This is a genomic window from Haloarchaeobius baliensis (assembly GCF_052060055.1).
Classification (GTDB): Archaea; Halobacteriota; Halobacteria; order Halobacteriales; family Natrialbaceae; genus Haloarchaeobius; species Haloarchaeobius baliensis.
This window is the reverse complement of the sequence record NZ_JBPPFR010000002.1, coordinates 177,833-191,495: the sequence shown is the minus strand read 5'-3', so window position 1 is coordinate 191,495 and position 13,663 is coordinate 177,833. Positions and strand designations below refer to the sequence as shown.

At 69.6% G+C, this 13,663-nt stretch carries 12 protein-coding genes; 9 read left to right on the top strand and 3 right to left on the bottom strand.

Annotated features, from left to right (window positions below; genetic code table 11):
• Positions 1-134 precede the first annotated feature (134 nt).
• The 4 genes from ACSG06_RS11830 (at position 135) to ACSG06_RS11815 (ending at position 5,928) form a co-directional block, all read left to right on the top strand.
• Positions 135-3,398: a S8 family serine peptidase gene (locus ACSG06_RS11830; RefSeq protein WP_440990488.1), complete on the top strand. Its 3,264-nt coding sequence runs from the start codon at positions 135-137 to the stop codon at positions 3,396-3,398.
• A gap of 152 nt (positions 3,399-3,550) precedes the next feature.
• The gene (locus tag ACSG06_RS11825; protein ID WP_440990487.1) at positions 3,551-4,267 is read left to right on the top strand and encodes a cohesin domain-containing protein; all 717 of its coding nucleotides are present in this window, start codon (positions 3,551-3,553) and stop codon (positions 4,265-4,267) included.
• 42 nt (positions 4,268-4,309) lie between these two features.
• Positions 4,310-5,317 (top strand): AAA family ATPase, encoded by a 1,008-nt coding sequence (locus ACSG06_RS11820; RefSeq protein ID WP_440990486.1) that lies wholly within the window; start codon positions 4,310-4,312, stop codon positions 5,315-5,317.
• Positions 5,318-5,487: 170 nt separating this feature from the next.
• Positions 5,488-5,928 carry an acyl-CoA thioesterase gene (locus ACSG06_RS11815; protein ID WP_440990485.1) on the top strand — a complete coding sequence of 147 codons (441 nt, stop codon included), beginning with the start codon at positions 5,488-5,490 and terminating at the stop codon, positions 5,926-5,928.
• Here ACSG06_RS11815 and ACSG06_RS11810 read toward each other — a convergent pair.
• Positions 5,925-6,977, bottom strand: coding sequence for a methyltransferase domain-containing protein (locus tag ACSG06_RS11810; RefSeq protein WP_440990484.1), 1,053 nt, complete (start codon positions 6,975-6,977; stop codon positions 5,925-5,927). The two genes, ACSG06_RS11815 and ACSG06_RS11810, sit on opposite strands and share 4 nt — an antisense overlap.
• Before the next feature lie 228 nt (positions 6,978-7,205).
• On the opposite strand from ACSG06_RS11810, the gene ACSG06_RS11805 reads away from it, so the two are divergent.
• The 4 genes from ACSG06_RS11805 (at position 7,206) to ACSG06_RS11790 (ending at position 10,530) form a co-directional block, all read left to right on the top strand.
• Entirely contained in the window at positions 7,206-7,766 is a 561-nt protein-coding gene (locus tag ACSG06_RS11805; RefSeq protein ID WP_089731057.1) for a TATA-box-binding protein, read from the top strand.
• An 81-nt stretch (positions 7,767-7,847) separates the two neighbouring features.
• The gene (locus ACSG06_RS11800; RefSeq protein WP_440990483.1) at positions 7,848-9,710 is read left to right on the top strand and encodes a sensor histidine kinase; all 1,863 of its coding nucleotides are present in this window, start codon (positions 7,848-7,850) and stop codon (positions 9,708-9,710) included.
• 70 nt (positions 9,711-9,780) lie between these two features.
• On the top strand, positions 9,781-10,158 hold the full coding sequence (locus ACSG06_RS11795; protein WP_440990482.1) for a DUF7473 family protein: 378 nt from the start codon (positions 9,781-9,783) through the stop codon (positions 10,156-10,158).
• Between the two features lie 57 nt (positions 10,159-10,215).
• On the top strand, positions 10,216-10,530 hold the full coding sequence (locus ACSG06_RS11790; RefSeq protein WP_440990481.1) for a hypothetical protein: 315 nt from the start codon (positions 10,216-10,218) through the stop codon (positions 10,528-10,530).
• A gap of 25 nt (positions 10,531-10,555) precedes the next feature.
• Here ACSG06_RS11790 and hisG read toward each other — a convergent pair whose 3' ends face one another.
• Positions 10,556-11,401, bottom strand: coding sequence for an ATP phosphoribosyltransferase (gene hisG / locus ACSG06_RS11785; protein ID WP_440990480.1), 846 nt, complete (start codon positions 11,399-11,401; stop codon positions 10,556-10,558).
• 79 nt (positions 11,402-11,480) lie between these two features.
• Positions 11,481-12,251: a stage II sporulation protein M gene (locus ACSG06_RS11780; protein WP_440990479.1), complete on the bottom strand. Its 771-nt coding sequence runs from the start codon at positions 12,249-12,251 to the stop codon at positions 11,481-11,483.
• Positions 12,252-12,339: 88 nt separating this feature from the next.
• Here ACSG06_RS11780 and ACSG06_RS11775 point away from each other — a divergent pair, with 88 nt between their 5' ends.
• Positions 12,340-13,626 (top strand): amidohydrolase, encoded by a 1,287-nt coding sequence (locus ACSG06_RS11775; protein ID WP_440990478.1) that lies wholly within the window; start codon positions 12,340-12,342, stop codon positions 13,624-13,626.
• Positions 13,627-13,663: the final 37 nt, after the last annotated feature.

The following is a 13,663-nucleotide window of genomic DNA, read 5'->3' as shown; positions in this document are numbered from 1 at the left end:
ACGTTTCGATTGCACCAGCGTTATCTGGAAATTAACTTTGGTAGCGTAGAAAGGAGTGCGACGTGCTGCGGGAACGACTCTCGCAGGGGGAAAGGATGAATCGGAAACTCCTAGCACTACTGCTCGCCAGTCTGATGGTATTCGGATTCACGACTCCGTACGTTGCAGCCGGAGCGCCATCCGCCCAGCAGACAGGCACTTCGACAGATATCGTACAGGCAGGCGTCGGCGACGACGTCGCCTCCAGTACCGTCTCGCCCGACGAGAGCGGCTCGTCGGTCGCACCGATCGACCCGGCACTCCAGAACGCAGACGGCTGGGTCGACGTCGTCGTCCGACTCGAGGAGGCCGAAACCAGCGCCTCGATGAGTCAGGACGCCGTCGTCAGCACGCTCCAGCAACAGGCCCAGCAGACTCAGGAACCGGTCATCAACCGGGCCCACGAGATGGAGGGCGTCCGTTACGTCAACTCCTTCTGGATCACCAACGCCGTCCTGCTCCGGGTCAACACGAACGAGGTCGACCTCGACAGCTTCGCACGGATGGACCGCGTCACGCAGGTCCACGCGAACTTCGACCTGACCCTCCCGGAGACCGAGCGCAGCAGCGCCGCCGGTGAGGGCGCCTCCTCGAACGACTACGACACGACCTACGGACTCGACCAGATCAACGCGACCGAGGTCTGGGACCAGTACGGCACCATGGGCGAGGGCGTCAGCGTCGCCGTCCTCGACACGGGTGTCGACCCGGACCACCCGGACATCCAGATCACCCAGGAGCACTGGGCCGAGTTCGACTCCAACGGTGACGAGATCCCGAACAGCACCATCCGCGACACCGACACGCACGGCACCCATACCTCGGGTACCGTGACCGGTGGCAACGCCAGCGGCGAGTACATCGGCGTCGCACCCGAGGCGACGCTGTACCACGGTCTCGTCATCCCCGGCGGCGGCGGCAGCTTCGCCCAGGTCGCCGGCGGGATGCAGTGGGCCGTCAACGAGAGCGTCGACGTCATCTCGATGAGCCTCGGCGCCGGCGGCTACTACACCGAGATGATCGAACCGTCCGAGAACGCCCGCGACGCGGGCGTCATCCTCGTCGCCTCCTCCGGCAACAGCGGCGAGGGCACCAGCGGCTCGCCCGGGAACGTCTACCCGAACATCGCCGTCGGTGCCTCGGACGAGAACTACGACATCGCCAGCTTCTCCAGCGGTGAGGAGATCGACACCAGCTCCGCCTGGGGCAGCGCCGCACCCAGCTACTGGCCCGACAACTACACCGCACCGAACGTCGCCGCGCCCGGCGTGGCGGTCAAGAGCTCCGTCCCCGGCGGCGGCTACGCCGAGTACGACGGCACCTCCATGGCCGCCCCGCACACCGCCGGTGCCTTCGCACTGATGCTCTCGGCCGCGGGCGACATCCCGCGCGAGACCGCCATCGACGCGATGGAGGAGAACGCGTGGAAGCCCGACGGCTGGAGCGAGCCCGGCGACGAGTACGACACCCGCTACGGGCTCGGCATCATCGACGTCGCGGCCGCGACGGACCAGGTCGCCCTCGAACAGGGCATCAACGGGACCGTCACGGACGCCGACGGGAACGCGCTGCAGGGCATCACCGTCTCGACCGACCAGGACTTCTCGGACACGACCGACGCAGCCGGTGCGTACTCCGTGCTCTCCGAGACCGGCACGGTCGACGTGACCGCCGACGGCTTCGGCTACGAGGCGGCCACCGCGACGGTGACCGTCCAGAACGGCACCTACGCCACGCAGAACTTCTCGCTGACCCCGACGCTCGACGTGCAGCTGGTCAGCCCGCAGCCCTCGGCCATCGAGGGCGGCGAGAGCCTCAGCGCGACCGCACAGGCCGCGAACCTCGAGTCCTACACCGCCGAGCTCGGCGATGGCTACGACGAGGCCAACGCGACCCTGTACGTCAACGGCGACGAGGTCGCGTGGGGCGAGCCGGTCACCTTCGACGAACCGACCGACGTCACCGCCACGGTGACCGTCGAGACGACCGCGGACACCAGCGGGACGGTCTCGGTCGTCCACACCTTCGAGGGGCTCAACGAGTCCATCGAGGTCACGACCGGCCCGACCCAGGTGTTCGAGGAGTTCACCCAGGTCGGCGTCGTCGACGACGGCGGTGACTACGGACAGGCGGTCAAGGGCTCCCTCCAGGAGTACCTGCCCGCCAACTACCAGGTGTCGGTCATGACCTCCGACGAGGCCATGAACGAGGTCGACACGTACGACAGCTTCGTCGTGCAGAACATCGACGAATCCAACGGCGAGGCCTTCGCCTCCGCAACGAGCGGCGTCACGACCGGCGTCGTCTGGCTGGACAACTGGGGCAGCGACAGTAACGGTGTCCCGGTCCGCTCGTCCGCCATCGGCGACCCGGCCAACACCGGCGACGCGTTCGGCGACGGCGCCGTCTCCTACGCGGCGACCACCGACCACCCGATCCTCGAGGGTGTCGTCGCACCCGGTGAGAGCGTCCAGCTCCACACCGCGACGACGTTCAACGACCACTCGTGGTTCAGCGGCTCCGACGCGACCACGCTCGCCGACCTCAGCACCGCTGACGCCGGCGTGAAGGGTGCCGGCCTCGCGGTCGACGAGGAGCGCCACGCCGTGCTCGCGTCCACGCTCGGTCGCGAGACGTTCGTCGAGGACCCCGCGTTCACCGACGAGGCCGACCAGATCCTCGCCAACTCGGTCGTCTGGGCGTCCGACACGCCCGAACCCGTCGGGACGGTCGACGTGACCGAGACGACGGTCCAGCCCGGCGAGACCGCGACGGTCACCGTCCACTCCGACGACCTCGAGAACATCTCCGGCTACCAGGCGACGCTCTCGTTCAACGCGAGCAAGCTCGAGGTCACCGGCGTGAACGGCATCGACTTCGCCGACCCGGTGACGAACATCGACAACCAGAACGGCACCATCTCCATGGCCCAGGCCGGTGCGGCCGGTGTGGACACCCCCGAGATGGTCGAGATCGAGTTCGACGTGCTGATGGACGACTTCGACCAGTCGGCCGAGGTCTCCTGGAACGTCGGCGACTCGATGGTCACGTACCCGAACGGCACCGCGCCGCTCGTGGACTGGTCCAGTGGCATGGTCGAGACCGCCGCGTGTACGGCTGGTGACGTCAACTCCGACGGGTCGATCACCGTCCAGGACGCGACGCTCGTCCAGCAGTACATCGTCGGGCAGGAGCCGGCCGGCTTCAACCCGAGCTGTGCCGACATGAACGGTGACGGCCAGATCACCTCCGCCGACGTCACCCTCATCCTGGAGGAGATCGTCGGCAGCAGCGTCTCGGCACCGCAGCCGGTCACGACCGCCGACCTCGTCGGCGCCCAGCTGCAGGCCGACGCCTGACCGGGCCAGCACACCCAGTCGCACCGCTCGCCGACCACCTCGCCTCCGGGCGGGGCCGTTTCGAAGACGACACGCGCGGCTTTGCGTACTGCCCGTTCGACGGGCACCCAGGGCGGCCGGGGAGACCCGGTCGCCGGTTTCACCAACGACCCATGACCACGACCCGCCTCCCCGACGGAACGACGCTGCTGCTGGTAGTCCTCTGTCTCGCACTCGTGGCCGTCCCCATCGCGGCCACGCAGGAGTCCGCGACCCTGTCGCTGTCCTCTGCCGAGGCCGAGTCGACCAGCGACACCGTGACCGTCACACTCACGGCGGACGGCTCGGACGTCGCCGGCTACCAGGCCAACGTCACGTTCGACCCGTCTGTCGTCCAGGTGCAACGCGTCTCCGGCGCGGACTACTCCGCCCCGGTGCAGAACGTGAACAACGATGCGGGCTGGGTGTTCCTCACCCAGTCCCAGGCCGACGGGATGGACGACCCGCAGCTCGCGACCATCACCTTCGAGGTGGTCGGGAGCGACGGACAGCGCTCGACGCTCTCGTTCGTCGAGTCCGACACCCGCGTCAACGACGCCGACGGCGAGCACGTCGATGCGAGCCTCGACAGCGGCACCATCTCGGTCGGCAGTAGCGACGTGTCCGCGAACGAGAACGGCTCGATGGCGAGCGACAGCGCCGGCGACGACCCCGCGAACCGGGCCGACCAGCAGTCGGAGCCCGGCACGGCCGCGAACGGCGGCGGCGACGGCGCTGGCGGTGGCGGTGGCGCGACCGGCAACGGGACCGGCGTCTCGACGACGGTCCTCGTCGGCGCCGGTGCCGCCCTCCTCGCCGGTGGCGTGTTGCTCGGCCGCCGCGCGTCCTGAGAACCGACCGATTCTTACCGGGCGCTCGCCTACCGGCGCGTGATGGACGCGCCGCTGTGGACCGACGCCCACGCCCCGTCGCTCGAGGAGCTCCCACAGCCGGACGCACGGGAGTACCTGCAGAAGGCGGTGGACGAACCGCTGAACCTGCTGCTGCACGGGCCGCCCGGCGTCGGCAAGACGGCGGGGGTCCGGGCGCTCGGCCGCGAGGCGCACGACGACCCCGACAACGACCTCGTGGAGATCAACGTCGCCGACTTCTTCGGGCGGACGAAGACAGAGATCAAGAACGACCCCCGCTTCGCGTCGTTCCTCGACGGGAAGTCGCGGCTCTCGAAGCGCGACATGATCAACCACGTGCTGAAGGAGTCCGCGAGCTACGCGCCGGTGTCGGGCAGCTACAAGACGGTCGTACTCGACAACGCGGAGGACGTGCGTGTGGACTTCCAGCAGGCACTCCGCCGGGTGATGGAGCGCTACCACCGGACGACGCAGTTCGTCATCTGCACGCGGCAGCCGACGAAGCTCATCCCGCCGATCCGCTCGCGCTGCTTCCAGGTTCCGATGCGGGCGGCGACGAACGACGAGCTGGTGACGGTGCTCCGGCGCATCGTCGAGGCCGAGGACGTCGCCTTCGACGACGACGGGCTGGAGTACGTCGCGGGCTACGCCGACGGCGACGTACGGGAGGCGATCCTCGCCGCACAGACCACGGTCTCGCGGGCCGACGAGCTGACGATGCAGACCGCCTACGAGACGCTGGGCGAGGTTGGCACGCTCGACACGGTCGGAGAGATGCTGGACGACGCCGAGGCCGGCGAGTTCACCGACGCCCGGTCGACGCTGGACGACCTGCTCGTCGACGAGGGCTACAGCGGCACCGAGGTGCTTTCGGAGATCCTCACCGTCGGTCGCAAGCGCTACGACGGGGAGCGACTGGCCCGGCTCCACCGGCTCGCCGGCGAGGTGGACCACGACATGAGCGAGGGGACGAGCGACCGAGTCCACCTCGGGCACCTGCTGGCGGAGCTCGGGCGGTCGACGGCGTAGCGACTGGTTCTTCCGTTTCTGGCGAGCAGGCGACGCGTGAGCTGTCGGTCCGGGGCGCGTCGCACTCCCGCCTCGACCGCCGGACCGCGTGGGTCAGACCACGCCCCGTTTGCGGCGGTCTCCCTCAAGAACCCTCGCCCTCTATTGGGGGAGGGCGCGACGGTTCTCGTATGCAGGCAGTCTCCGAGACGCGGATCACGAACCGCCAGCGGGTCCAGCCGAACCACGCGAACAACTACGAGGCGGTCCACGGCGGCAACCTGATGAAGTGGATGGACGAGGTCGGCGCGATGGCGGCGATGCGGTTCGCGGGCGAGACCTGCGTCACGGCCGCGGTCGACGAGTTCTCCTTCGAGCGACCCATCCCGGTCGGCGAGACGGCACTGATCGACGCGTACGTCTTCGACGCCGGACGGACGAGCGTCCGGGTGTTCCTCCGGGCGTACCGCGAGGAGCCGCGGTCGGGCGAGACGCAGCAGACGACGGCGGCGTGTTTCACCTTCGTCGCGGTCGACGACCACGGGGAGCCGGTGCCGGTGCCGTCGCTGCGGGTCGAGACGAGGGAGGACGAGCGACTGCAGGCGACGGCGCGGGACGCGGTCGACAGCTAGTCGAGCACGAGCACGGACCGCGTCAGCGAGCGGTGGACGCGGCGCTCGAACGAGTCCGCGACCGTCCAGCCGGCGCGTCGGGCGGTCCCGGTCCAGTCGCGGTCGGCGACGACGACCGCGCGATCGGCGACCCGTCGCGATTCGGCGAGCGCGCCGGCGACGAGGTCGTCGAGTTCGTGGGTCTCGATCTTCGACTGGCGACCGTAGGGGGCGTCGAAGACGACGGCGTCGACCGCGTCGTCGACGAGCGGGAGCCGGGTGGCGTCGCCGCGGCAGACGTGCCAGTCGCCGGCGTCGGCGACGGCGTTCAGGTGGTCGCCGTCGAGGAAGTGCGCGAGGTTCTGGCGGGCACCGCCGGCCATCTTCGCCTGCGCGTCGACGCCGACGACGTCCGCGCCGACGAGCCCCGCCTCGACGAGCACGCCACCGGTGCCACACATCGGGTCCAGCAGGCGGCGTCCGGGGGCCGCACCGGCGACGTTGACGACGGCGCGGGCGAGCAGGGGGTCCATGCTGCCGGGCTGGAAGAACGGCTTGTCGGTCGGCATGCGGTCGCCGAAGTCCCGCACCGACTCGGCGGCGAGCCAGCCGAGTGCACAGACGCCGGCCTCGCCGGCTGCGCCGTCGGGTGCTTCGGCTGCGTCGCCCGCGTCGTCGATGGCGGGCGCGAACAGCACCCGGAGCTCGTGGTCCGGGTCGTCGAGGTCCACCTCGAAACCGCGGTCGACGAGGACCTGCCCGAGTGCGCGTTCGGCGTCGCTGGTGGAAACGCCGGTCTCGCCGCGGACGTCGCGGGCACGGACGGCGACGGTGCCCTCGCGGGTGAGGGGTGCGGCCGAGAGCAGGGCGACGGCGCTGTCGACGCTCGCGTCGGTCCGGCCGACGAGCTCGCTCGCACGGCGGGTGTAGGCGAGCCCGCGGACGCGTGCGAGGGCGACGCTGCCCGCCACGGCGAGCCCGGCCCCGATGCGCTCGACGCCGGTGGCCGCGCTCGCGGCCTCGCAGGCGGCGAAGGCGTCGTCCTCGCCGCCGAGTTCCAGCAGGTACACGTTCGGTCGTGTGCGAGCGCGGGCAATCAGCGTGTCGACTGGCGGCCGCGGCGCGCCTCAGCACGGAACCCTGTAACCGCCGGGGCGAGATCCGTTCAAGTCACGCTTTTATCGGCAGAATTGACCGATTCCGTCGCACCGAATCGGCCGTCCCGTCGCTCGGTCTGGCGGCGTGCGGGCACGTGGCACCAACCTTTATAAACCTTAAATACGACTTTTAAGTCGAGTATGACCGACCCCAAGGAGACTATTAATATCGAGAACGTCGTCGCCTCGACCGGTATCGGCCAGGAGCTCGACCTGCAGAGCGTCGCCATGGACCTCGAAGGTGCGGACTACGACCCCGAGCAGTTCCCCGGCCTCGTCTACCGCACGCAGGAGCCGAAGTCCGCCGCGCTCATCTTCCGCTCCGGGAAGATCGTCTGCACCGGTGCCAAGAGCACCGACGACGTCCACGAGAGCCTCCGCATCGTCTTCGACAAGCTCCGCGACCTCAACATCCAGGTGAACGAGGACCCGGAGATCGTCGTCCAGAACATCGTCACATCTGCCGACCTCGGCCGCAATCTCAACCTCAACGCCATCGCCATCGGTCTCGGGCTGGAGAACATCGAGTACGAGCCCGAGCAGTTCCCCGGCCTCGTCTACCGCCTCGACGAGCCGGAGGTCGTCGCGCTCCTGTTCGGCTCCGGGAAGCTCGTCATCACCGGCGGGAAGAAGCCCGAGGACGCCGAACACGCCGTCGACAAGATCGTCTCGCGCCTCGAAGACCTCGGCCTGCTGGAGTAGCTCGGCGGTTCCTGCGGCTCCTGTTTCCCGGCGGCACACCTCCCCAGAAGAGACATTGCCGTCCGACCCAAGAGAACGGGTATGTCAGCGGCGCCGGCAGCGATGACGGTCCTCCACGTCGACGACGAGGAGGAGTTCACCGCCCTCACAGCGGAGTTACTCGAACGCCAGAGCGACCGCATCGGCGTCGTCTCCGCGACGACCGCGGACGAGGCACTGGACCTCCTCGAACGCGAGACCATCGACTGCGTCGTCTCCGACTACGAGATGTCCGGGACCGACGGGCTGGAGCTGCTCGCCGCCGTCCGCGAACGCCACGAGGGGCTCCCCTTCATCCTCTTCACCGGCCGAGGGAGCGAGGAGATCGCCAGCGAGGCCATCTCCGCAGGCGTCACCGACTACCTCCGGAAGGGGGGCGGCAGCGACCAGTTCGCCCTGCTCGCGAACCGCATCGAGAACGCCGTCGAGCAGGCTCGCTCCCGATTGAGCTACCGGGCGGTGTTCGAGAACACCGACGTGGGTCTCACCGTCCGCGACGTCGAGACCGGGACGGTCGTCGACGTGAACCAGCAGTACTGCGACCTGCTCGGCTACGACCGCGAGCAGCTCGGCGAGCTCGGCCTGGAGGATATCACCGCCGACGTGCCGGGCTACGACGCCGAGCGCGGCGTCGAACTCCTCGAGCGAGCGCTCGCGGAGCCCGAGTTCACCTTCGAGTGGCCCGACAGGCGCAGCGACGGCTCGACGCACTGGGTCGAGGTGGACGCCACGCTCGTCGAGATCGAGGGACGGGAGCGCTCGCTCGTCACCATCCACGATGTCCACGAGCGCCACGAACGCGAGGCGGTGCTGGCGACGCTCCACCAGGTCGCGACCGAGATCCAGGAGTGCGAGACCATCGAGGCCGCCTGCGAACGGACCGTCGCCGCCGCCGAGTCCATCCTCGAGTTCGAGATGTGCAGCCTCATGGTCGCCGAGGGGGGCTGGCTGGTTCCGAAGGCCGTCTCCACGGGCGCACCGACCGATGGGGCCCGGCGGATGCGGCAGGACCAGGGCCTCGCCGGGAAGACCTACCAGACGGGCGAGTCCACACTCGTCGAGGACGTGCTGGACGACGACGTCTCCGAGCCCGCCAAGACGAGCTACCGATCCGGCATCAGCGTTCCCATCGGCGAGTCGGGCGTGTTCCAGGCCGTCGCGACCGAGCCGAACGCCTTCTCGCAGGCGGACGTGGAGCTCGCCGAGCTGCTCGTCTCGCACACCGCGCGGGTCCTCGACCGACTCCGGTTCGAGGGGGAGCTCCGGCGGCAGAACGAGCGGCTGGAGGAGTTCGCGAGCGTCGTCAGCCACGACCTCCGGAACCCCCTCACCGTGGCACTGGGCAAGCTCGAGCTCGTCCGCGAGGAGTCCGATAGCGAGCACCTCGCCCACCTGGGCGACGCCCTCGAACGGATGTCGAGCATCACCGAGGACACGCTCCAGCTGGCCAGACACGGCGGGAGCGTCGACGACACACACCGCATCGACCTCGCGACGTTCGCCGACCGCTGCTGGACCGTCGTCCAGACCGACGAGGCGACCCTGACCGTCGCTGACGCCACCATCCGTGCCGACCGCAACCGACTCCGGCACATCTTCGAGAACCTGTTCCGGAACGCCGTCGAGCACGCCACACCGGACGACGGCTCCGCCGTCTCCATCACCGTCGGCGTGCTCCCCGGCGGCTTCTACGTCGCAGACGACGGCGTCGGCATCCCCGAGTCCGAGCGCGACCGGGTGTTCGACCCCGGGCACACGACCACCGAGGAGGGCACGGGCTTCGGCCTGGCGATCGTCGAGGAGTTCGCCGCCGCTCACGGCTGGACGGTCCAGGTCACCGAGGGGGACGACGGGGGTGCGCGGTTCGAGTTCACCGGTGTCGAGGTGCTCGACCGAGACCCATGAGGAGCCACCGACCATGGCGGCGAGCCGGGAAAGCGGCAGGCACATGGCAGCCGGGCCGCTAGCCACGGCCATGGTCGGTCTCACGCCGCTCCAGCTCGACCCGTCGGCCGGGACGCCCGTCGCCTACGTCGGCACGTTCCTCGTCGCCACGCTCTTCTACTCGGTGACGCTGCACATCGCGGCACGGAACGTCCTCGGCGACGTACCGGTCAAGCTCGCGTTCGTCGTCGGCCCGATGCTCGCACTGGTGTCGCTGCTGCTCCAGCAGTACGGCCCCGCCGTCGTCCTGCCCGTGACGCTGGTCGCCGACGCGGTCGCCATCAGTCTCGTCTACCGGCTCGACGCCAAACTCACGGCGTTCGTCTCCGTCATCCACTACACGGTGGCGGTCATCCTCGGGTTCACGCTGTTCAACCTCGTCGCGCTGCTGTCGACCGCGCCGGCCTGACTCCGACGGCCGGGCGCGCATGACCGCCTTTTTGTCGTCGCTCCGCCGAGGAGTCGTATGGACGCATCGAGCCGTACCCGGGTCGCCCGGGGCGGACTGTCGCTGTTGCTCGCCGGCGCGCTCGTCGGTATCGTCGCCGCGAGCGGCCTCCAGAACACGACCGGGCTCGCCGTGACGTTCGTCGTGGTCGGGGTGGCCGCGCTCGTCGTCGGGACGGTCGCCGAACAGCAGTTGCTGCTCGGTATCTGGCTCGCGCCGGTCGTCGCCGGCGTCATCGTCTACGCGTTCGAGCCGGACGCACTGCTGACGCAGTCGTTCCTGCTCGGCGTCATCGGTGTCGCGCAGCTGCTGTTCTCGCAGGCGGGGAAGTAACGGGGGAACAGACCGCGGCGACCGACTACTCGACGAGCCGTTCGATCTCGGTGACGAGGATGTCGCTCGCGCCCTCGCCCTTGACCTCGTTGATGGTCTCGAACACGTCGCGCTCGTCGACGACCGCGTGGACCGCCAGCTTGTCCGAGCCCGCGATGTCCATCACGGTCGGACCGCCCATGCCGGGGATGACCTCGCGGACGGCGTCGAGGTTCGACTCGGGGACGTTCATCATCAGGTAGCGCTTGCCCTCGGCGGCGATGACGGAGTCGAACGCCATCCGTATCTGCTCGGTCTTCTCGTCGTCGGCCACGTCCGGACGGGCGACGAGCCGGACCGAGGATTTGAGCACCTCGTCGATGACGGCGAGGCGGTTCACCTTCAGCGTCGTCCCCGTCGAGGTGATGTCGACGATGGCGTCGGCCATGTCGACGTGCGGCGTGAGCTCGGTCGCGCCGGTCACCTCGACGATGTCGGCGTCGATGTTGCGCTCGTCGAAGTAGTTCCGCGTGATGGTCGGGAACTCCGTCGCGACGATGCGGTCGTCGAGGTCGAACGGCGTCTCGATGTCACCGTCCTCCGGCGCGGCCAGCACGAGCCGGCAGGAGCCGTAGCCGAGGTCGAGCAGGTCCTCGACGTCGACGCCGGCCTCGCAGACCTGGTCGTAGCCCGTCACACCGAGGTCGGCCGCGCCGTCGGCGACGTACTCGGGGATGTCGGCGGCGCGGGCGAACAGCAGGGTCACGTCGGGGTCGACGGTGTCCGCGTACAGCTTCCGGTCCGCGCCGTCGACGACGTGGAGTCCGGCCCGTTCCAGCAGGTCGATGGTCGGGTCGTGCAGTCGGCCCTTGTTCGGTACCGCGATGCGCATTTGACGGTCCTTCGCGTCCGGGCGGGAACTGCCTTTCCATCCAGCCGGAGCTTGCCGGTTCGGGGCGCGACGGGAGTCCTCAGGGCGCGGGCGTCCCGTACACCTGGTCCAGCAGCCACGTCGTCACGTGCATCTCGACGACGGCAGCGACGGCGAGCGCAGCCACCGAGACGACGACGAGGAGCCCCGTCCGCTTCACCTCGCCGCGGGTGTAGAAGTGGTCCCGGCGGTCGAAGACGAGCAGCACGATGTTCGCCAGGAAGCGGTACGCGATGGCCGCACCGACGAAGAGCGCCGGCAGCTCGAGGACGCCGTGGGGGAGCAGCGCCAGCAGCACGAAGCCGTAGCCCTCCTGTGCCGCCGCGGGCGTGACGACGTAGCCGACGAGCACGCCGTTGAACACCAGCCCGATGGTCGTCAGGATACCCCCCGTCAGCGCCCCGAGGATGAACACGAAGAAGGCGCGGGTGTTGTTCAGGAAGATGAACAGCGCGGTGATGTCGTCGGGGAACATCTCGCTCGGCGAGTCGAACCCCATCGCGCCGAACAGGTCGAAGCCGACCTCCCAGAGCGCGATCCCGAGCGGGATGCTCAGCAGGAACAGCATCGCCGAGAACGCCGTGTATCGGCGGTGCTCCCGCCAGGCGAGGGCGAAGCCGTCCCACGAGAGCGTCGGCGGGTCGTCGTGGCCGGGCGGTGGCGTCTCGGACGGCTCCGTCTCGGGCGGCTCGCCGGGGGTGGCAGTCTCGGCCGAGGAGTCGGCGGACTCGTCGCCGTCGAACGACCAGCCGACGCCGTCGTCGGTGTCGGCCGGCTCCCCCTCCGGAGGGTCGTCGGGGCGGTCGGTCATGGCCGACGATACGACCGCCAGCCGATAAAACCGTCCGTCGACCGGTCCCGATGGAGTCTTGACCCGCCCGTCGAAACCCACCGGCAACATGGAACTCGCAGTCACCGGTGGACGGGTGCTGCTGCCGGACCTCACAGTCGAGCGCGCCGACGTACTCGTGGACGCCGACGAGGGCGTGGTCCGCGAGGTGGGCCAGAATCTCACCGGCGACGAGGAACTGGACGCCAGCGGCGGGCTCGTGATGCCCGGGCTGGTGAACGCCCACACGCACGTCGCGATGACATTGCTGCGGGGCTACGCGGACGACAAACCGCTCGATGCCTGGCTGCAGGAGGACATCTGGCCGGCGGAGGGCGCGCTGACCCCCGCGGACGTGCGCGTCGGTGCCGAACTCGGGATGCTGGAGATGATCAAGTCGGGGACGACCGCGTTCGCGGACATGTACTTCCACGTCCCGGAGATCGTCGACGCGGTCGAAGATGCGGGGCTGCGGGCCCGGCTGGGCCACGGCGTGGTCACCATCGCGAAGGAGGCGGAGACGGCCCACGACGACGCCGAAGAGAGCATCGAGGTGGCGCGGGAGTTCGACGGCGCGGCCGACGGCCGGGTCCGCACCGCGTTCATGCCGCACTCGCTGACGACCGTCGGGAGCGACTTCCTCGACGAGTACGTGCCCCAGGCCCGCGAGGCGGGCGTCCCGGTGCACATCCACGCGAACGAGACCGTCGACGAGGTCGACCCCATCGTCGCAGAGCACGGGATGCGGCCGCTGGAGTACGCCCGGGAGCACGGCCTGCTCGAACCGGAGGACTTCGTCGCCCACGGCGTCCACACCACCGCCGAGGAGCACGAGCTGCTCGCGGAGACCGGCGCGGGCGTCGTCCACTGCCCGGCGTCGAACATGAAGCTCGCGAGCGGGATGGCGCCGGTGCAGGCGATGCTGGACGCCGGCGTCTCCGTGGGGCTGGGCACGGACGGCGCGGCGTCGAACAACGACCTCTCGCTGTTCGACGAGATGCGCGACGCGGCGATGCTCGGGAAGCTCGCGGCCGACGACGCGAGCGCGGTGCCCGCCGAGGCCGTCGTCGAGATGGCGACGCAGGGTGGCGCGGACGTGGCGGGCCTCCCCGGCGGTCGCATCGAAGCCGGCGCGGCGGCGGACCTCGTCGTCGTGGACCTCGACGCGCCGCACCTGACGCCGGGCCACGACCTCGTGAGCCACCTCGCCTACGCGGTCACCGGCAGCGACGTCCGCCACACGATGTGCGACGGCGCGGTGCTCATGCGCGACCGCGAGGTGCTGACGATGGACGAGGACGCGGTGCTGGAGCGGGCGGAGACGGCGGCGGCGGCGCTGGTGGAGCGCGTGAATTGATCCGGCGCTCAACCAGAAACGATTTGCCCGATAGCCG